This window comes from Methermicoccus shengliensis DSM 18856 (assembly GCF_000711905.1).
GTDB classification, from domain to species: domain Archaea; phylum Halobacteriota; class Methanosarcinia; order DSM-18856; family Methermicoccaceae; genus Methermicoccus; species Methermicoccus shengliensis.
This window is the reverse complement of sequence record NZ_KL543983.1, coordinates 32,370-51,615: the sequence shown is the minus strand read 5'-3', so window position 1 is coordinate 51,615 and position 19,246 is coordinate 32,370. Positions and strand designations below refer to the sequence as shown.

Sequence of the window (19,246 nt, the reverse complement as noted above, 5' to 3'; positions counted from 1 at the left end):
GAGGCTGGGATTGCATTTAGCGTTCGCATGTTCCATTAGCCTCTGAGAGTTTCCAGATAGCGTGAGAGCCGCATGGGAGTGCCCCTCGTGAATCCGTGCATGCTGGCAAGCCTCGATATGGCGCGCATCAGGCCGGTGCTATACTGGAGGGCATGCTTTTTTCTCCATGCAATCTCCTCTGGGACATACTGGAGGGCTGCACATCTCAGCACGTACTTTCTTATCACCTCGCCGCCGACCCTCTTGAGCTTTAGCTCGGGGGAGATGCGCTGGGCAGCCTCGATGATGGGGGGACTCAGGTATGGAGCCTCGAGGGCGATTCCCCATGCAGCAGCCACCTTCTTATCCCTGTGAATACCCCTCTGGAGCAGCTCGTTCAGGTCACACTGCATACACTCGCCCACATCCTCGGCATCCTCGTACCTCTTATATCCACCAAACAGCTCATCTGCTCCCTGTCCCGTGATGAGCACGTCTGTTCCCTCGGCTCTCTGGGCCAGCATGTAAAGGGGAAGTGCTATGCTCACATCGAGCACCGAGGAGGTGTCGAGCATGCCCACCACCTCGCAGAGAGCCCTTTGCACCTCCTCGATACCCACCACGTGAATCGTTGTGCGCTCCCTTGCACCGAGCAGCGATGCCGCCCGCCCAACCCACTGCTCGTCCCTCGAGCCCTCGAGCGCTATGCTCACGAGGGGCACATCGAGCAGCGATGCCAGAATGGAGCTATCGAGCCCTCCAGAAAACGCTATCGCCGCCCTTTTGTCCTCAATGTGCCTGGCAGTGAGCGATGCCGCATCCTCGAGCGCTCTTCTCACGATGGAGATGGCCAGCACCTCATTCTCTACGTCATCTGTGGACATGCTCACACTCACACTCACACGTACTCCCTAGGGTCTGCTATCATGCCGTGCAGGGCGGTTGCGGCTGCAGTGAGCGGTGATGCGAGGTATATCAGCCCCCCAGCCCCCATGCGGCCCCTGAAGTTTCTGTTTGCGGTTGACAGGCACACCTCGCCCTCCGAGAGCACCCCTTCATGTGCCCCAAGGCAGGGACCGCATCCCGGGTTTATTATTGTTGCCCCGCTCTCCACGAGCGTGGTGATGATTCCTCTCCTGCAGGCCTCTGCGAGTATGCGCCTTGAAGCTGGGGCGATGATGGTTCTGACCTTTACCCTCCTCCCTTTCAATATTCGGGCAGCCCCCTCGAGGTCGCTCAGCCTTCCGTTGGTGCACGTGCCGATGAACACCTGATCAACGGGAGTGCCCACCACTTCGTCCACCGGGTGCACATCGTCCACCCTGTGGGGCACCGCCACCTGTGGGGCAAGATTGGAGACGTCGAACTCGTACTCCTCACAGAAGTGAGCATCCTCGTCGGAGTGCACGGGAGTGCAGTCCCTGCCCCTGTCTCCAATGTACTCGAGGGTGGTGGCGTCTGGCGGCACGATGCTCGCCTTTGCTCCCATTTCCACCCCCATGTTGCACAGCGTGAGCCTCTCGTCCATGGACATCGTGGCTATCGTGTCCCCGTAGTACTCCAGTGCCCTGTAGCTTGCCCCATCTGCACCGAGCGTGCCCACGATGCTCAGTATCACGTCCTTTGCCACCACTCCCCGCGGCAGTCTTCCGCTGACCTCGATGCGGATGGTCTCTGGCACTCTGAGCCACGTGATGCCCCGCGCAAACACGTCTGCTATGTCGGTCGCGCCGAGCCCCGTGGCGAACGCACCCAGCGCCCCATATGTGCATGTGTGGGAGTCTGCCCCCACCACCAGCATCCCCGGACGCACGAGCCTCCGCTCTGGGAGAATCTGGTGGCATATTCCCTCGCCCACATCGAAGAAGTGCTGGATGTGCTGTGCCCTCACCCACTCCCTCACCCTGCGGTGGAGCATGGCGGTGCGCTCACAGTTGGCTGGCACGATGTGGTCGAACGGAATTGCAATCTTGCTCGCATCCCATACCCTCTCCACACCCATCTCTGAGAGCACCTTGAGGGCGATGACGCTCGTGCCATCGTGTGCCATTGCCAAGTCCACTGCACACTCCACGAACTCCCCAGCCTCCACGTCCCTTCCAGCCTTCATGCCGATAATCTTCTCGCTGATAGTGCTGCCCATATACCCACCATCTGTTGCCAGCTATATGGTTCTTGAGCAAGAAAAGCTATATCATCTGGCGGCATATAGAAGTAGAGGTAGAGGTAGGGGTGGGAGATGGAGCGAGCGCGCGTGAGAGATGGGGACGTCGTGGTGTGCGTCGGAGGAGGAGTAATGGGAACGAGGGCAGCACAGGCTGCAGCACAAGCAGGGGCATGCGTGCTCGTGATGGACTCTGACCCAAGGTGCAGGGCATCTCGCATCGCCCAGAGCATGCTCGATGACATCTCATCGTTCGAGCCAGTTGCGGGAAATGTGCAGCTCTGGGTGGGCGATGGTGTGCGTGGGCTGCTCGAGCTGATGAGCACACTCACTCCAGCCCTCGTGGTGCCCGCAGTTCCGGGGCATATGGCTGCAAAGCTCCTCCTGTGCCATGCTGCATCGAGGCGCATCCCCCTGCGGGTCAGCGGCACACTGGCGGCGCAGCTCGCATCCTGTCTGCCAAAGGAGAGCGTTCTCGTGGCTGACACTCCAAGCGGCGTGCTCATCGTGAGCTATATGCCCTCTGGGAAGATGTGTGCCGAAGGGTGCACCCAGCCCCTCGTGTGTCCCATAACGGGATTTAGAAAGGACGTACCCATGCACGAGCTCATCTCCAGCTCGCTTGCACACGTGGTTGACCGTGCAAAGGTGCTCGTGAGCTGGCAGCTGGACGGCTCTGGAGGGGTGATGGGCGAGGATGTGCGTGCCATGCTGGATGAGCTCGAGATGATGTGCAGCGGAGATACGTATGCAGTTGCCACGGCATGTGTGTGCCATGGCATTGTCAACACGTTTGAGGTGGTGTGAGGTGCTCGACGAACTGTTCTCAGCGATGCTGGAGCGGCTCGAGGTGATGGATGAGGCAAGGGAGAGGGGACTCAAGCTCACCCGTGAGGTGGTGAGGCTCTCCAGCAGGGCAATCAGGGCTGCCCACACCTCACATCTCGATGAGGCAGAGCGCATGCTCGCCCGCGCGAGGAAGATACTGGACGATATCGAGAGCACACTCTCTCCACATCCCATGGTGTACTATGCAGGCTTTGTGCACCACGCGCAGCAGGAGTATGCAGAGGGCTGTATATTCATATCGCTGATAAAGGGGGAGCGCATTCCAACTCCAGAAGAGCTGGGTGTGATGGATGCGGCATACCTGAGCGGGGTTGCAGACGCGGTGGGCGAGCTCAGAAGACACATACTCGGGCTGCTTGCCGCGGGCAGGATAGAGCATGCACGCACCATGCTCTCGGTGTGCGAGGAGATACACCACTGGCTGGTGCAGGTGGACTATCCAGATGCCATCACCATGGGTCTTAGGAGAAAAACCGATGTGGTGGCGCAGCTGATAGACAGGACATGGAGCGATGTGGGTGCGTTCATGGCTGCAAGAAGGATAGAGGAGGCCACAAAAAGATGAGCGGGGGCTTTTTGTTCGAGGAGCACACCGCAGACGTCAAGTTCCATGCCTTTGGAGAGACACTCGAGGAGGCGTTTGGGAATGCGGCAATGGCACTCTTTGAGACGATGCTGGACACCTCGTGCGTGAGGCCCCTTGTGAGCATCGCTGTGGACATCGAGGCAGAGGATGCAGAGGCACTGCTGTATGACTTTCTCTCAGAGCTGTTGCTCGTGTTCGATGCCGATGGGATGGCTCTCTCTGAGTTTGATGTGAGCATTGAGCGCGATGAAAAATGGCATTTATTTGCCAAGTGCAGAGGCGAGCCGTTTGACCCCTCCCGCCACCACTCGAGAACAGAGGTAAAGGCAATCACCTTTCACGAGCTCTCGGTGAGGCGGATGAACGGGGGATACGAGCTAACTGTGGTGCTCGACATCTGAGACGAGATGAAGCATGCCATTGCCACACAGCCACTCGATGCTCGCCTTCGCATCCTCTATGCTTTGCACTTCCAGTATGCACAGGATGGGAAGCCTCTCCAGCACCCCAAGCACACGCTCAAAGTCTATCTCTCCACTGCCGAGCCGTGCGTGCTCATCGTTCTCTCCCGAGTTGTCGTGGATGTGGGCGTGCACTATTCTGTCGCTCTTCAGGAAGTCGTACAGCCTTCCCATCACGTTGGCGTGCCCCACATCCAGCACGAGCCCGAGCCCTCCCAGCATGTCGAGCTCCTCTGGCTGGGTGAGAATGGTGTTCGCCCATCCAGTCATGTTCTCGATTCCTATCTCGATGCCGTACTCCGCTTGCAGCCCCTCCAGCTCCCGCAGCGAGCGGCGGCATGCCCCGTAGCTTTCCTCTCTCTCGTAGTTCCATATGTAGTAGCCGGGATGCACCACCACGAGCTGTGCATCGATATCTGATGCAGCGATGAGCACCTGCTCCACGAGGTCCACCGCAGCCCTTCGCATCACCTCTCGAAGTGAGGCGAGGTTGCAATCTATGGGGGCGTGCACCGAGTACGTAAAATCAAAGCTCTCGCACACCTCGGTGTCCACGCGGGTGATGTCGTGCTTACCATCGCACAGAATCTCCACACACGCAAGCCCAAGCTCGTCCCTTGCCACATGGAGCACCTGCTCGAGCGATGCCTGCATGTCGATGTACGTGGACACGCCGAGCTCTCTCACGCCACGGGCTCGTATCTCATCACATATCTACTTTGTTTTATCGTGCATCTACTCTGCTTTATCGTGCTCCAATCCTCTTGGAGCCAGCGCTTGTGAGTCAGCGCTTGTGAGTCAGCGCTTGTGGGCCAACACACAATTAAGCAACCTTTATATTCATTCACTCTACTTGTATTATCTCACAGACTCAGTGTATTTGAGTTCCTTAAGGCGTGGAGGGTGTGTGTATGGATGAAGGCTCCAGAAGGATTGTGTGGGGGTTGTGTGCATCCCTGTTTTTGATTCTCCTCGTAAGCTCGTGTGCTGCTGCTCAGACGGATTATCCCATAGCTCCCGCGGACAGCGTGATACAGAATGCCCTGAACTCGCTGAAGGTGAATCAGTCGGCAGATGGTAAGATAGTTTCCGATTCAACAACTGCATGGGCGGTTATGGCGTTTGCCTCTGCGGGCATAGACCCGCACACTCTCAAGACGTCCCCCACGAGCCCGAGCGCTGTGGACTATCTGCTCGCGAGGGGGGACTCTCTTTCGAGTGCGACGGACTATGCACGGCAGATACTCGCTCTCTCGGCAGCTGGCGAGCCTGCCGATAAGTATGTGCAAACGCTTCTGACATACTTCGATGGCACCCAGTTTGGAGATGCGGGCGGGCTGAATGACGACATCTATGCATTGCTCGCGCTGTGCTCGGTGGGTATGAACACGGGCAACTCGACGGTGAACACCACCCTCCACTACATCAAAAGCCATCAGAACGCAGATGGTGGATGGAGCTGGTCACTCAGCTCCACGAGCGACACAGACACTACGGCAGCAGCCATCCTCGCACTTCTTGCGGCAGGCGAGCCACAGAGCTCGAGCACCATCACCAATGCCCTTGCCTTCATAAAGAGCAGGCAGAACAGCGATGGTGGCTTTGGATGGGATGCCACATATACACAGTCCAACGGGGACTCCGATGCCTATGCCATAATGGCGATTTGGGCGGCTGGACAGGACCCCACCAGTGCTGAGTGGACAAAGGGGTACAATCCAGTTGAGCATCTGCTCAGCCTTCAGAGGCCAGATGGCAGCTTTGCATGGAATGGCACTGGAGACTCCACGCCAGACGCCATCGTTGCCCTCCTGGGCAAGTTCTACCCCCTCCACGGCTTTACCAACCACCTCAGGGTTGAGGGCAAGAATGCCACGCTGTTCGAGGGCGATGTGTTCTACACCGTTCCATATGTGGCAATCGCGGACAACAGCGGCGATGCGTTCGATGCGTTCACCGAGCCCTGTGTAGCCGCACAGCTCGAGACGATGAACGACTCCTTCGGCATTCCAGTGTATACCACGGATGCATATGGCAACTACTTCGTGGTGGGCATAGCAGGGGAGAACAACTCTGGTGCGGACGGATGGCAGTATGCGGTGAACTATGGGAAGGCGAGTGTTTCGGCAGAGGATTGTGTGCTAAAACCCGGTGATGGGGTGGTGTGGTATTATGGCTCACAGCAGGCGGTGCTCAGCGCTCTCATGGTGCCCGAGGTCGTGCAGGTCAACAGGACGTTTGTGGCTCACGCACTCTACTACAACCAGTCCAGATGGATGCCGCTCGAGGGAGCGTACGTGTGGGCAAACGGCGCGCCAATCGCTGGGCCCACCAACGCCTCTGGTGCCGTGAGCATGTCCTTCAATGCGAGCGGCAACTACACACTGTGGTGTGCTGGAGCACAGACAGCCGACTATCCGGGGGGTGATTGGAGGTATGTGATAAGGAGTGAGAAGGTAATGGTCAACGCCGGTATACCCCCCATTCCCGTGGCCGCTGTAAGACACGCCATCAACAACGTGGACTCGCCAGTGTTCTTCAATGGCTCCGGCTCTTACGACCCTGACGGCTCCATCGTCTCATGGGTGTGGGACTTTGGAGATGGTACTTGGCTGCACACCAACAACAGCACCACCTCACACGTGTACACTCACTACATGTGGAACAATGGCTCTTATGCTCCATTCATGGTCAACATGACAGTGTACGACAACGCCAGTGCTTACAACTACACCCACATTCCCGTGATGGTGTACATGGCTGGGGATGCCAACGGCGATGGCGTATCGAACATACTGGATGCCTCATTGGTGGGTCTGCACTGGAACTCCCACTATGGCAACGCCGATTACGACGATGGAGCAGACCTGAACAACGACGACAGAGTGAACATCCTAGACGCCGCAATCGTGGGGCTGAACTGGAACCGACGGGCAGAATGATGGGGGCTAATATGGAGCTTGAAGTGAGGTTGCGAAATATCGGCGTGCAAAGTGCCAGCAGCACATCAGATAACAACACGATGGGGTGAATGTACTGGAGACAACGTGGGTCGTCCTGAACTGGAACACATGGATGGAGGAGTGTGATTGAGGGCTTGGGTAGTGGCTGCGATGGCTGTGCTCATGTGTGTGCATGTGGTGGCTATATCGGCCATGGCCCAACCCTCCTCTGTCGATGAGCTGCTGAAGGAGGCAGGCTCCAAGTACTACCTCGGCGAGTATGCAGAGGCCAAGGAGATATACCTCAAGGTGCTCGAGCTCGATGAGCGCAATGTGTTTGCCCTGTATGGGGTGGCCAACTGCCTGTATGCCCTCGAAAGCTATGCTGAGGCCATAGAGTATTATGAGCGCGCCCTCGACGTTCAGCCAGATAATGTGGTGTTGCTCAACAACATTGCCAATGCCTACTATGCGCTGAAGCGCTACGAGGATGCCATTGCGTACTATGAGCGGGCGCTGCGGGTGGACCCAGCCAACGAGGTGGTGCTCGAGAACCTCGCAAACGCCCAGTATGCCGCTGGCGATTACGAGGGGGCAGATGCCACCCTCAAGAAGCTCGAGAGGGTGAGGCTCCCCACCTACATCCTCACAGCGAGGACACTTATGGAGAGGGGAAACTACACGGGCGCCATCCAGTACTACCAGCGGGCGCTGGATGTGGAGCCAGAGAACATCAGCCTGCTCGTGGAGCTCTCGTATGCCCAGTATCGCTCTGGAAGTCTCGAGGATGCCCTCGCCACCCACGCAAAGGCACTGGAGAGAATGGAGAGGGCAAGGGGCTACAGTGGTGCGCTGAGCTTATCGGACGATTCTGGGAGGGTGGTGAGGCTGGCAGAGGTGGGCATTCCATACACCCTGAGGCTGGCGCTCGAGCCGGGTCCAGATGCCCGGGCGGGCTATGTGTACGTGAAGATTTATGGATCTGAGGATTCTGAGGATACCCCAGCGGTGTGGGTGGATGGCAGACCCTATTATGCTCCCATAATACTCCGCTCTGATGAGCGAGCTGGCCCGAGGGTGGTGTTCACGCAGGCTGGCACGTACACATTCCAGCTCAACGAGGCAGATGCCCAGTATGTGGTGCAGGTGCTCGACCCTGCCAGGATGAGCGAGCTGGCATCCCAGCGGGCAATGAGCACGTATGTTGGGGGGCTGCTGCTCATGGCTGGCATTGGAGTCGTGCTGCTCGGGTTTATTGCATACAGGCTGGGGAGGGGGATGGGGCGGTGAGGGCAGGGGTGTGGATGACGCTGTTGCTCATGGCCTCTATGGTGACATTTCCATGTGCCACTGCCTACCCGCTTCAGGCGAACGACTCTGTGATCGCAAATGCCCTTTACTACCTCCACTCACAGCAGAAGTCCAGCGGTAAGATAGGGGGGTATGCGCTTTCCGAGTGGGCAGTGATGGCCATCACCGCCGCAGGGGAGAACGCGTCGTCCGCCAACTGGACGGTGGGCGGAAATTCGCTCGCGGACTACATCCTTGCAAACCAGCATCTTGTGGACACTGACCTTGCCACGGATGTGGAGCGGCACATCCTCACGCTGCTCTGCCTTGGTGTGGACCCACGGAACTCCAGCGGCATAGATTATGTGCAAAAGCTGGGCGACCTGTACAAGCAGGGTCAGATTGGCGACCCATCGCTGCTAAACGACGACTTCTGGGGTGTGATTGCGCTGGTGGCGGCTGGTGTGGACCCCTCCAACTCCACCATCATAAAGGACAGCGTGCAGTTCATCAAGGACAACCAGAATGCAGATGGAGGCTGGTCGATGAACGTGGGGGGTCCGAGCGACACTGATGACACCGCCATTGCGGTGCTCGCCCTGCTCATGGCAGGCGAGTCCACCACCTCGGATGAGGTGAAGAGGGGCATGCAGTTCATCAGGGACTCTCAGGACGCCAGCGGGGGGTTCGTGTCCGACCCCTCGTTTGGCACGAGCCCCACCTCTGAGGCAACCTCGTGGGCGATATGGGCGATTCTGGCAATGGGAGAGTCCCCCACATCGGGTGAGTGGACGAAGAACGACAATCCAGTGGATTTTCTGAAGTCGATGCAGGACTCGGATGGCGCATTCTTCCACCTTCCCAACACTCGTTCGAGCCCCGTCATGTCCACCTCATACGCCATCATCGCTCTTATGGGAAAGAGGATTCCGGTGGTGAGCAGCAGCACGCCCACGCCAGAGCCCAGCTACACGCTGGTGTTTCCCGAGACCACCATATGGGCCGACAGGGCGAGCGTGTATGCTGGTGAGCAGTTTACCGTTTTTGTGTACTACTATGATGCGGGGAGATGGCGTCCGCTTCCGGGCGCAGAGGTGTCGGCTGGCGGGCAGGTACTCGTCACGGACACCTCTGGCACCCTCTCGATGAACATCACCACTCCGGGCACCTATACGCTGAGGGCATCCAAGAGGTACTACAATAGCAGCGAGTTCAGGATAGAGGTGCTCTCTCCCCCGACAGAGGTGCAGCAGGAGGTGGAAAGGATGCTCGAAAAGCACTCCAAGCCCAGCATGCTGTATATGAACGAATCTCCCACCGGTGGGGAAGGGCATCTTGAGAATGGTGCCGTGGAGGATGAGGCAGCTTGGAGAGAGCCAGAGCCCGCTGCCAGAGGTGGTGGAGCGGTGCTCTCTCTTGGTGCCCTGCTGGCGGCTCTGCTGCTCTTTGGGAGGTGGAGGAGGTGAGGATGATGTGGGCTGCTATGCTCGTGCTCTCACTGCTTGGGACACAGATGGCGCTTGCACAGGCTGGAGCTGCCACCACAGCTGCCACCACAGTTGCCACCACAGTTGCCACCACGATATTTGCAGACAGGACGAGCGTGTATGCTGGCGAGCAGGTCAACATCTCGGTGTTCTATCACGACCCCGCCGGGAGGTGGAGCCCGCTTCCGGGTGCGGAAGTGCTGGTGGGCGAAAGGACGTTCATCACGGATGCAGATGGAAGGCTCACGCTCACTCTCGATGAGCCGGGAACGTATGACATTGTGGCCACCAAGGATGGTTTTGCCACGAGCGAGAAGTTCACACTTCGAGTGCTGCCCACCCCCTCTGGCAAGCCCACTCCAGAACGAAATCTACGAAATCCCCGCATGCTGGAGATGGGGGATGTGTTCCAGCAGCAGGATTCTCCAGCGCAGCCTCTATCGCAGCCTCCAGCGCGGCCACCCACCACTCCCGCGTTCGGCATTATCGCCTCGTTTATGGCCCTGCTGATAGTTGTCCTGAGGAGGATGTGATATGAGAAGATGGTTGGCGTTGATGGTGTTCCTGTTGGTGCTGGCAGGTGCGGGTTGTGTGGATGATGGGAGTGGGCAGGCTCCCACGTCCACACCAGCCACCACTCCTCAGGAGGAGCAGGGGTTTGAATTCACCACCCAGCAGCCCGCTGGCGCGCATACCTCTGGCACATCTTCCATCGAGCCCACAAGGGTGGTGGTCACCCTCTACTTTGGAAAGGTGCTGCTGCTCAATGAAAGCGTTCCATGGCAAAAGGGGCTTACGGCGATGGATGCGCTCAGGCAGGTTGCCAGCGTGGAAACCGCATATGGAGGTGGCTTTGTGAACGGCATCAACGGGTACGTGTCCAAGTTTACAGGTGGAGGTGGGCAGAAGGTGGACTGGTTCTACACGGTAAATGGCTTTCCCGTGGACAGGGGGGCACCCGCATACGTGTTGCACCCCGGAGATGTGCAGATATGGGACTATCACGAGTGGGCGTACTATGGGCGCACGTGTGTGGTGGGTGCCTTTCCAGAGCCGTTCGTGCATGGCTACAATGGTGTGGTAAGGGACACCCTCATCGTGTATGAGGATGGGCTTGAGGAGAGTGCACAGCAGATTGCAGAGCGGCTGCGGCAGGAGGGTGCCACGAGGGTGTCGGTGATTACATACGACGAGCTCACTCAGCAGCAGAGGGAGCAGGACAATATCATACTGGTGGGCACATACGAATTCGAGCCCATACACTTCGTGCTTGGTCTGCACGCGAGGCTGAACATCTACACCTACATCGAGAATGGCAAGGTGGTGATGGAGGACGTGGGAGGAAAGAAGAGTGTGCTTGGCGATGGTGGCATAATCGTTGCCACCAACAGCCCATGGAACCCAAGGGGCACTGGAGTGAATGAGAACATGGTATGGGTGGTGGCGGGCACCTCCAAGGAGGAGGCAAATGCCGCTGCAGAGCTCGTGGCGAAAACCCCCGAGAGGCTGCACTACTTCTACTCGGTGGCGGTGGTGAATGGAGATGTGGTGAGGGTACCCCAATGATTACGTTCAGGTATGAGGACAGGGACACGCCGGTGCACAGGACGAGCGCGGTTGTGAAGCTGATATGGGTGGTGGACGTGCTCACCCTCAGCCTCATATTCGACGACCCCATCTACCTCGTGCTGCTGTTTGCCGCCACGCTGCCCGTGGTGTACGTGGGCCACATCGCAAGGGAGTGGTTTTCTGTGATAAGGTTCGTGGTGTTTCTTGCTCCCATGATTGTGGCGCTGAACGTGGCGTTCAACCACAACGGCTCTCACGTGTTATATCAGGCGGGTGTTGCCCTTCCCTTTTTGGGCACCCCAACCATCACGCTCGAGGCCCTTGTGTACGGGCTCATGATGTCCGTGAGGCTCCTTGCCATACTTTCGGCGTTTGCCATCCTCACGTTCACGGTGCATCCCGATGACCTCATGCTGCTCATGCTGAAGCTCAAGGTGCCCTATCGCTCTGTGCTCGTCACCTCGATGTCCACCCGCTTCTTGCCCACACTGATTGAGGATGCGAGGACGATAACAGATGTGCAGCGCTCCCGTGGTCTGGAGGTGGACAGGGGGAACATCATCCAGAGGATAAAGAACAGAGTTCCCATTCTGGTGCCACTCGTTGCCAACTCGCTCGACCGCGCTGTGCAGATAGCCGAGGCAATGGAGTCGAGGGCATTTGGCTCATCCAAGAAGCGCACGTTCTACAGGGAGCTGGAGCTGAGCAGATGGGACAAGGCGATGGCCCTGCTCATGCTCACGCCCTTGGTGCTGGGGCTTTTGGGGAGGCTGCTGTTTGGGCTTGGAACGTATCGCTACTACCCCTCTCTCGAGCCCATAACACTCGAGCCCATGGGCGCTGTGGCGCTGCTCGTGGTTCTGCTGGTGCTCAACATGCTTTCCATTCCACAGAGCCGCTTACAAAGTAAGCAACTGTTGATTACGAAGTAATCAACACTGGCGAGGAGGAGTGTTGCATGATAGACGTTCGTGGCTTGACGTTCTGCTACTCGGATGCGCATGCCCCTGCCCTGAGGGACGTGAGCCTCCACGTGGAGGAGGGGGAGTTCGTGCTCATCACGGGCCCCTCTGGCTCTGGCAAGAGCACTCTCGCACGGTGCTTCAACGGGCTCGTGCCCCACTTCTATGGGGGGAGAATCAGGGGCAGCATCGTGGTGTGCGGTCTGGATGTGCTCAAGAGCTCGACCAAGGAGCTTTCTCAGCGTGTGGGCATGGTGTTTCAGGACCCTGAAAACCAGCTGATATCGATTGACCCTGAAAGGGAGATTGCGTTCGGGCTGGAGAACCTCGGGCTCTCGCGCAGCGTGATTGCCCGAAGGATTGAAGAGGCGCTGGATGCGGTGGGCATCGTGCACCTTCGAAACAGGCAGCCCAATGAGCTCTCTGGAGGCGAGAAGCAGAAGATAGCCATCGCCTCGGTGCTCGCCCTTCATCCAGAGGTGCTCGTGCTCGACGAGCCCACGAGCGAGCTCGACCCCAAGGGAGCAGAGGATGTCCTCAGAGTGGTGGAGCGCATCAACGACGAGCTGGGCATCACCGTGGTGCTCATAGAGCACAGGCTGGACAGGGTGGTGCATCTGGTGGACAGGGTGGTGGTGATGGAGGGCGGCAGAATCGTGATGGACGGTGAGCCAAGAGAGGTGATGGGAGAGCGTGCCCTTGCAAGCACGGGTGTGGGCATCCCCCCCATCATCGACCTCGTGCTAAGGCTCGAGGAGAGGGGCGTTTGCGTCGGCAGGGTGCCCCTCACCGTGAAGGAGGGCAGAAAGATACTGCGCCCCATCTTCAGGGCTTCAGGGAAGGATGTCGAGCTCAATGACCGCCGGGAGTACGGGAAGCAGGTGGTGAGCATGAGGGACGTGTGGTTTTCCTATGATGGGAGCACCCCAGTGCTCAGGGGCGTGGACTTCTCGGTGAGGGAGGGGGAGTTCGTGGCGGTGCTGGGTCGCAACGCCTCTGGAAAGACCACTCTGCTAAAGCACCTGATAGGGCTGAACATCCCCCAGAGGGGGAGTGTTGAGGTGTGTGGGCTGGACACGAGGAGCACGACGGTTGCCCAGCTCGCAAGGTATGTGGGGTTTGTGTTTCAGAACCCCAATGACCACCTGTTTGCAGACACCGTGGCAGAGGAGATTCGGTTTCCACTGAAGAACCTCAGATACCCGAAAGAAAGGATAGACCAGCGGGTGGGCGAGGTGCTCAGAATGCTGGGCATCGAGTGCTACAAGCATGCCTACCCTCGCTCCCTTTCTGGGGGAGAGAAGCAGCGGGTGGCAATCGCCTCGGTGCTCGCATTTGAGCCAAAGATTCTGGTGCTCGACGAGCCCACGAGGGGTCTCGACCATGGCCTCAAGCGCAGGCTGCTCGACATACTGGATGAGTACAGAACGCGGGGAAGGGCGGTGATATACTCCACCCACGATGTTGAGACCGTTGCGGAGTGTGCCGACAGGGTGGTGATTATGAGCGAGGGCAGGGTGGTGGTGGATGCCCCCAAGCGGGAGGCTCTCTCCAAGGCGCTGCTGTTCTCTCCCCAGATCAACAGGCTGGTGCAGGCGTTCGAGCGGTATGGGGTGCCCACCGACCTGCTCACGGTGGACGAGGCAATGGATGTGCTCGCATGATAAGAAAGAGCCACCTGCTGCTGATGGCTGCCCTCCTGCTCGGGCTGTTCGACATCGTGATACCCACAGTGAGCATGGAACTCAGCCGAGGCATCACCTCAAGCTGGTCTCTGGTATCGCTTGCCATCGTGGTGCTTGTGATTGGTGCCTTCCTTCTCGAGTTTGAGGAAAAGGAGCTCTCTGCCAAGCACATATCCCTCATTGCCATGCTGGGCACGATATCGGCTGTATCCAGAGTGCCCTTTGCGACTCTGCCCGGGGTGCAGCCATGCACGTACCTCGTGATATGCTCTGGCATCGTGTTTGGACCCATCGCGGGCTTCATGGTGGGTGCGGTCACGGCAGCAGTGTCCAACATCTTTCTGGGGCAGGGACCCTGGACGGTGTTTCAGATACTGGGGTGGGGTCTGGCTGGACTTACGAGTGGTGTGCTCTTTGGGATTGGAAAGCCCCTGCGCTACTCGAGGGTGTTTCTCGTGGGGTACGGGGTGATGTGGGGCTACCTGTTTGGCTTTATAATGAACGTGTGGCACTGGGTGACGTATATCTACCCCCTCACATGGAAGACCCTTTTGTTCACTCAGGCGACGAGCATATGGTTTGATACGATGCACGCGCTGGGCAATGCGGTGTTCATGCTGTTTCTTGCCCCAAAGACCATCGCCATGCTCGAAAGATACAGACGGCGCTTCGAGGTGCACATCCTGAACGAGGGCTAAAATATGGAAGCATATATATAAAGTGGGTGCGTAACGTGCAGTGATGCGGATTTGGGTGGTTGGCATTCTGGTGGTGCTCGCTCTGGTGGTGCTCGCGACCCTTCCCACGTGTGAGGCTGGGATACGGGAGGGGCTCGTGGGCTACTGGACGCTTCAGGAGGGCGGTGGAAACATCCTGTACGACTACTCTGGAAGCGGTCTCGATGGCGTGCTGCACGGTACAAGGTGGGTGGACAGGGGCAATTTCAACTCCCTTTATTTTGACGGCAGGGCGTATGTGAGTGTGCCACTGGGCTCTCTCTCCAATGGCACGCTGTCGCTGTGGATATACTGCAACAACTCCAGCGGTGGGCTCATCGCCATGCTGAGTGATGAGCACACCACGCTGAGGCTGGAGAGAGATGGGGAGAGCGGAAAGCTGCTGTATCGAATATCCACGCCAGAGTGGGAGCACGGGGCGTATGCAGAGCACCCCCTCACACTGGACCAGTGGATACACGTTCTCCTCACGTTTGGTCCTGATGAGGCGAAGATGTATGTCAGTGGCGTGCGGCAGGGAGACACCCTCCCACCCGTGAGCGGTCTTCATGGCTCACCCCAGCTGTTCATTGGAGGGGCACCCAGCGAGCAGGGGTTCTGGGGCGAGATTGCTCATGTGAGACTGTACGACAGGCAGCTGGCATCAGGAGAGGTGTGGTTGCTCACGCGGGCAGTCGAGCCCATACTTCCACCGCCAGTCGAGCGCGACACATCGAAAGCACCCTCTTCTGCAACACCCAAGCACACCCTCACACCACGAGAGCCCGCTCCCACACCTTCTCCCACATCCACTCCCACCGCCACCTCGCCCACCGCCACCTCGCCCACCGCCACCTCGACCCTCCCACTGGGGGGCTTAAGACCCGATGTGGAGCTTCCCATAACTCCTGGGTTTGAGTTCGTATTTGCCATGCTCGCCCTCTTGGCACTGGTGCTCAGACGCTCAGCACCGTGAGCACTCCAGTGGATGCAAGCGTTATGAGCACGCCAGCCACGAGTATGCCCAGTGCTATCGCAATGAGCGCCCTGACGAACTGCACATCGAACAGCGAGGCTGCGACGCATCCTGTCCATGCCCCTGTAAACGGCAGGGGGATGGCCACGAACATGCACAGTGCCACCAGCCCATAGCGCTCGAACTTGGTTTCCGTCTTCCTCCTCGTCCTGTCAAACAGCCAGTCAAAGAAGCACTCCCAGAGGGAGAACCTTCGAAGTCTGATGGACACGGGCTCGAGGAGCTTTAGCACCATCGGAACAGGGATGAGGTTGCCAATTACCGCAAAGAAAAATGCCTCTGCTGGAGCCATTCCGAGCCCCCCGAGGCTGGAGGGAGCGAGCGCAAAGGGTATTGCCAGCCTGAGCTCTGCGATGGGTAGCATGGCAACCAGCATAACGGCGAGTGGGGCAGGAAGCCCAGCGACGCTTTCAAAGAGGGAGACAAGCACAGACATGCTACCATGTCCCTATGTGCCTTTTTACTATTTCGAGCCTCCTTTTGTCCTCGGCAATGATGTTTGCGAGCTTGTCCACGATGAGCAACGCCACGTCCTTGCCAATGGCATCCCTCTTTTGTGTGAGATAGTACATTCCATGGGTCATGTAGAAGCTCCTCAGCTCCTCTGGCGATAGCATGTGCACCTCATCTCCTATACGGGGTGGCACACTCACGTCTCTCGAGGATGGCGTGCCCACGCCCAGAACGGTGTAGTATGTGCGCTCTGGGTCGATGTTGTATGGGAGATACTTCTCCCTCAGCTGGGGCTGCATGTATGGTATGAGCTCCTCCTTGATGGTGTTCACATATCCCACTATGATGCCCACGACCTCTGGAGAGGACATCACCTTTACGAAGCTTCCCACGGTGGCCCTCTCCTCTCCGCTCGCAGCCACCACGTATCTGTCCAGCCCTTCCACTGCCACTATGCTTCCCAGTGCCGCCATATCTCACCTGCCCGTGGTGAGCTCGCATCCCCCATCCATAACGATGAGGGTGTGCTCACTCTGAGATACCAGCCCTCCCGAGACCTCTTTCAGCACCGGATAGCCCTTCACTATGCCCTCCTTTAGAAGAGTGAGAAGCCCGTACTCCATCCTCTCGGTCTTCAGCCACCTTTTCGCATACGGAAGCGTGTGGTATTGCTCTATCTCTCTCTGAAGGGCTCGTGCCGTGGGGTGTCTTGCCCTTCTCGAGGACACGGTATGGAATATCTCCACCCTGTCGCCATCTGCCACCTTGCCCACACCCGTGGTGGCAAACGGCTCTATGGCTATGACCATTCCTGCCTCGAGGGGCACGCCCCTTTTGGTGTTTTTGTTGGGGATTGTGGGGGGTGCGTGGGCGATGTATCGCTCCAGTCCATGGCCAGTGAGGTTGTGTACTGGTCTGAACCCGGCATCGAGGATTGTGCTCTCTATCGCTGCCCCCACCTCTGCAGTACTCACCCCAGCCTCCACCACCTCGATGGCTGCCCTGAGCGCATCCTCAGATGCCCTCTTTAGCTCTGGATGGCCCAAGAGGTCAATCGTGATGGCGCCGTCTGCGATGTATCCGTCCACGTGCACACCCACATCGAGCTTGACGATATCCTCTCCAAACACCAGCTCATCGTCTGCTGAGGGTGTGTTGTGGGCAGCCTCCTCGTTGAGCGATATGTTGCATGGAAAGGCGGGCCTTCCCCCAAGCTCTGCTATGTACTCCTCCACGAAATTTGCCACATCGAGCAGCTTTGCGCCCTTTCTCACCATCGGGACAGCCCTTTCCATGACCTTCTGCCATATCTTGCCCGCCTTAACATAGCACTCGTATGCGTACTCTGCCTCGTCCTGTACACTCATTCTATCACCTCGGTGTGCGTTGCCAGGGCGATTGCGGCCTCCATCGTGAGCCCGCTATCGAGTATGGTGAACCTCTCTGGGCGCACCTCATGGGCTCTCACGAGTGCCTCCACTATGTGCTCCTCGGGTATCCCAAGCTGCCTGGCGGTGGTGGGGGCGCCTATGGTGGAGAGTGCATCTCTTATCGCCCGCCAGTCTCCTCCATGCAGATACATCATCATTATGCTCCCAACCCCACACTGCTCACCATGCAGCGCGGGTCTCGGGGCTATCATGTCCAGCATGTGGCTGAACTTGTGCTCCGAGCCGCTCGCAGGCCTCGAGCTTCCAGCGATGCTCATCGCCACACCACTCGACACCAGTGCCTTCATCACAATCCTTACGGCATCCTCAAGGTTGGGCTTTATGCTCTCTGCAGAGTCCATTATTATCTTTGCACTCATCTCCGAGAGGGCAGAGGCATACTCACTGTAGGGCTCTCCTTTGAGCCTGTGGGCGAGCTTCCAATCCAGTATCGCAGTCTTGTTGGAGATGATATCACCACATCCGGCAGCCAGAAACCTGTATGGAGCCCTCACGATGATTCCAGTGTCGGCCACCACGGCCATGGGGGCCTGAGCCTCCACGGATACGGTGCCATGCTCACCCCTTATGGACGCCCTCGATGACACGATTCCATCGTGAGAGGCCACGGTGGGAACGCTCACAAAGGGAATGCCCCTCTTGGTGGAGGCGAGCTTTGTGACATCTATTACCGTTCCACCCCCCACACCTATGAGCAGTGAAGCTCTTTGTGAGGCCTCCACCACCCTCTCCACCTCGTCCATGCTCGCCCTTTCCACGAGGATGTGCTCGCCATCTATGTGCGCATCCTCAAGGCTTTCCAGCGTTCTTTTGCCGGCAATGCGCATGGTGTTGGAGTCTGCCACCACGAGAGCAGACCTGCCACTGGGAATCACCCCCAATCTCTTGCACACCTCTGCGATGCCATCCAGCACGTCTCTTCCTATCACCACCTCTCTTGGAAGCTGCATGCTCTTTGGATGCTTTTCCGAGTGCTCGATGCTCACCTAATGGCACCTCGATTCGGTGTTGAGCCACAACCTATAAAAGAATGATGCTAAAAAAGAGGGCGGGGTGAAAAAGAGGGCGGGGGCACCCTCTGGGGGTACCCTCACCTCACCCTCACTTCAGCACCACCCTCAGCCCGTTCTCCTCTGCCAGCTGTCTGAGGATAAAGTCCTGAACGGTACCGAAGCCCGGAGTTGCAATGGTCTTCCCTGCAAGTTGTGCTGGAGTGTTTATCCCTGACTGTGCCCCTACAACAATAGATGACCCTTCATTGTTGGCGCCGGCGATGATGCGTATTTTAACGTCGTCATTGATGCGCTTTAGCGTTGCTGGGGCTCCGCCCAGATATCCAACGTCTATCTCCCCATTCTTGAATGCCTCCATTATTGCTACACCATTTGCAAATGGGGGCTTTATCTCGAGGTTCTCGCCACTCACGAGTCCGACCTGCTCGTAGTAGCCCTCCTTCTGGGCAACGTACACCGCGAGCTCGTGCAGGTCGGCAGCAAGGTGTCCCACTCTTACGGTCTCGGAGGGGGACACCTTCTCTGGCACCCAGTTCGGATTGGCATCCAGTTTCTCCTTTACTGCCCTGTAGTACTCATCGGTCAGAAAGTCATCGAAGAAGG

20 protein-coding genes are annotated in these 19,246 nt (G+C 58.1%); 12 read left to right on the top strand and 8 right to left on the bottom strand.

Going from position 1 to position 19,246, the window contains the following annotated elements:
* Window positions 1–35: 35 nt before the first annotated feature.
* Entirely contained in the window at window positions 36–881 is an 846-nt protein-coding gene (locus BP07_RS06710) for an asparagine synthase C-terminal domain-containing protein (RefSeq protein WP_052353314.1), read from the bottom strand.
* On the bottom strand, window positions 878–2,122 hold the full coding sequence (locus BP07_RS06705; protein WP_042687227.1) for a 3-isopropylmalate dehydratase large subunit: 1,245 nt from the start codon (window positions 2,120–2,122) through the stop codon (window positions 878–880). Before BP07_RS06705 ends, BP07_RS06710 begins: the two co-directional genes overlap by 4 nt.
* Before the next feature lie 96 nt (window positions 2,123–2,218).
* Here BP07_RS06705 and BP07_RS06700 point away from each other — a divergent pair, with 96 nt between their 5' ends.
* From BP07_RS06700 to BP07_RS06690, 3 genes are read left to right on the top strand one after another with little or no spacing between them, the layout of a single operon-like run.
* On the top strand, window positions 2,219–2,950 hold the full coding sequence (locus BP07_RS06700; protein ID WP_042687224.1) for a hypothetical protein: 732 nt from the start codon (window positions 2,219–2,221) through the stop codon (window positions 2,948–2,950).
* A gap of 1 nt (window position 2,951) precedes the next feature.
* Window positions 2,952–3,557 (top strand): translin family protein, encoded by a 606-nt coding sequence (locus BP07_RS06695; RefSeq protein ID WP_042687221.1) that lies wholly within the window; start codon window positions 2,952–2,954, stop codon window positions 3,555–3,557.
* Window positions 3,554–3,979: an archease gene (locus BP07_RS06690; protein WP_042687220.1), complete on the top strand. Its 426-nt coding sequence runs from the start codon at window positions 3,554–3,556 to the stop codon at window positions 3,977–3,979. The genes BP07_RS06695 and BP07_RS06690 overlap by 4 nt, the downstream gene beginning before the upstream one ends.
* Here the strand turns inward: BP07_RS06690 and BP07_RS06685 are convergent.
* Window positions 3,956–4,726, bottom strand: coding sequence for a sugar phosphate isomerase/epimerase family protein (locus BP07_RS06685; protein ID WP_052353313.1), 771 nt, complete (start codon window positions 4,724–4,726; stop codon window positions 3,956–3,958). The two genes, BP07_RS06690 and BP07_RS06685, sit on opposite strands and share 24 nt — an antisense overlap.
* A gap of 224 nt (window positions 4,727–4,950) precedes the next feature.
* Between BP07_RS06685 and BP07_RS06680 the strand changes: the two genes are divergently transcribed.
* The 9 genes from BP07_RS06680 (at window position 4,951) to BP07_RS06640 (ending at window position 15,666) form a co-directional block, all read left to right on the top strand.
* Complete coding sequence (locus tag BP07_RS06680) at window positions 4,951–6,981, top strand: PKD domain-containing protein (RefSeq protein WP_042687217.1); 2,031 nt, start codon at window positions 4,951–4,953, stop codon at window positions 6,979–6,981.
* A 147-nt stretch (window positions 6,982–7,128) separates the two neighbouring features.
* Entirely contained in the window at window positions 7,129–8,271 is a 1,143-nt protein-coding gene (locus tag BP07_RS06675; protein WP_157203137.1) for a tetratricopeptide repeat protein, read from the top strand.
* Window positions 8,268–9,737: a prenyltransferase/squalene oxidase repeat-containing protein gene (locus BP07_RS06670; protein ID WP_042687213.1), complete on the top strand. Its 1,470-nt coding sequence runs from the start codon at window positions 8,268–8,270 to the stop codon at window positions 9,735–9,737. Before BP07_RS06675 ends, BP07_RS06670 begins: the two co-directional genes overlap by 4 nt.
* A 2-nt stretch (window positions 9,738–9,739) precedes the next feature.
* Window positions 9,740–10,291: a carboxypeptidase-like regulatory domain-containing protein gene (locus BP07_RS06665; protein ID WP_157203136.1), complete on the top strand. Its 552-nt coding sequence runs from the start codon at window positions 9,740–9,742 to the stop codon at window positions 10,289–10,291.
* Between the two features lies 1 nt (window position 10,292).
* A complete protein-coding gene (locus BP07_RS06660) occupies window positions 10,293–11,324 on the top strand; it encodes a DUF4430 domain-containing protein (protein ID WP_042687209.1) in 1,032 nt (343 codons plus the stop codon).
* Entirely contained in the window at window positions 11,321–12,259 is a 939-nt protein-coding gene (locus BP07_RS08425) for an energy-coupling factor transporter transmembrane component T family protein (RefSeq protein ID WP_052353312.1), read from the top strand. Before BP07_RS06660 ends, BP07_RS08425 begins: the two co-directional genes overlap by 4 nt.
* A 26-nt stretch (window positions 12,260–12,285) precedes the next feature.
* Window positions 12,286–13,953 carry an ABC transporter ATP-binding protein gene (locus tag BP07_RS06650; protein ID WP_042687206.1) on the top strand — a complete coding sequence of 556 codons (1,668 nt, stop codon included), beginning with the start codon at window positions 12,286–12,288 and terminating at the stop codon, window positions 13,951–13,953.
* Window positions 13,950–14,672: an ECF transporter S component gene (locus BP07_RS06645; RefSeq protein WP_052353311.1), complete on the top strand. Its 723-nt coding sequence runs from the start codon at window positions 13,950–13,952 to the stop codon at window positions 14,670–14,672. The genes BP07_RS06650 and BP07_RS06645 overlap by 4 nt, the downstream gene beginning before the upstream one ends.
* A gap of 43 nt (window positions 14,673–14,715) precedes the next feature.
* Window positions 14,716–15,666: a LamG domain-containing protein gene (locus tag BP07_RS06640; RefSeq protein ID WP_084174155.1), complete on the top strand. Its 951-nt coding sequence runs from the start codon at window positions 14,716–14,718 to the stop codon at window positions 15,664–15,666.
* Here BP07_RS06640 and BP07_RS06635 read toward each other — a convergent pair.
* The 5 genes from BP07_RS06635 to BP07_RS06615 form a co-directional block, all read right to left on the bottom strand.
* Window positions 15,647–16,162, bottom strand: a complete 516-nt coding sequence (locus BP07_RS06635) for a COG2426 family protein (RefSeq protein WP_042687202.1) — start codon at window positions 16,160–16,162, stop codon at window positions 15,647–15,649. The genes BP07_RS06640 and BP07_RS06635 overlap by 20 nt on opposite strands.
* Window position 16,163: 1 nt before the next feature.
* Entirely contained in the window at window positions 16,164–16,652 is a 489-nt protein-coding gene (locus BP07_RS06630) for a hypothetical protein (protein ID WP_042687200.1), read from the bottom strand.
* 3 nt (window positions 16,653–16,655) lie between these two features.
* A complete protein-coding gene (gene map / locus BP07_RS06625) occupies window positions 16,656–17,546 on the bottom strand; it encodes a type II methionyl aminopeptidase (protein ID WP_042687197.1) in 891 nt (296 codons plus the stop codon).
* Entirely contained in the window at window positions 17,543–18,616 is a 1,074-nt protein-coding gene (locus BP07_RS06620) for an NAD(P)-dependent glycerol-1-phosphate dehydrogenase (protein WP_042687195.1), read from the bottom strand. The genes map and BP07_RS06620 overlap by 4 nt, the downstream gene beginning before the upstream one ends.
* A 115-nt stretch (window positions 18,617–18,731) precedes the next feature.
* Window positions 18,732–19,246: ABC transporter substrate-binding protein (locus BP07_RS06615; protein WP_042687192.1), on the bottom strand; the 515-nt coding region annotated here is incomplete at its 5' end.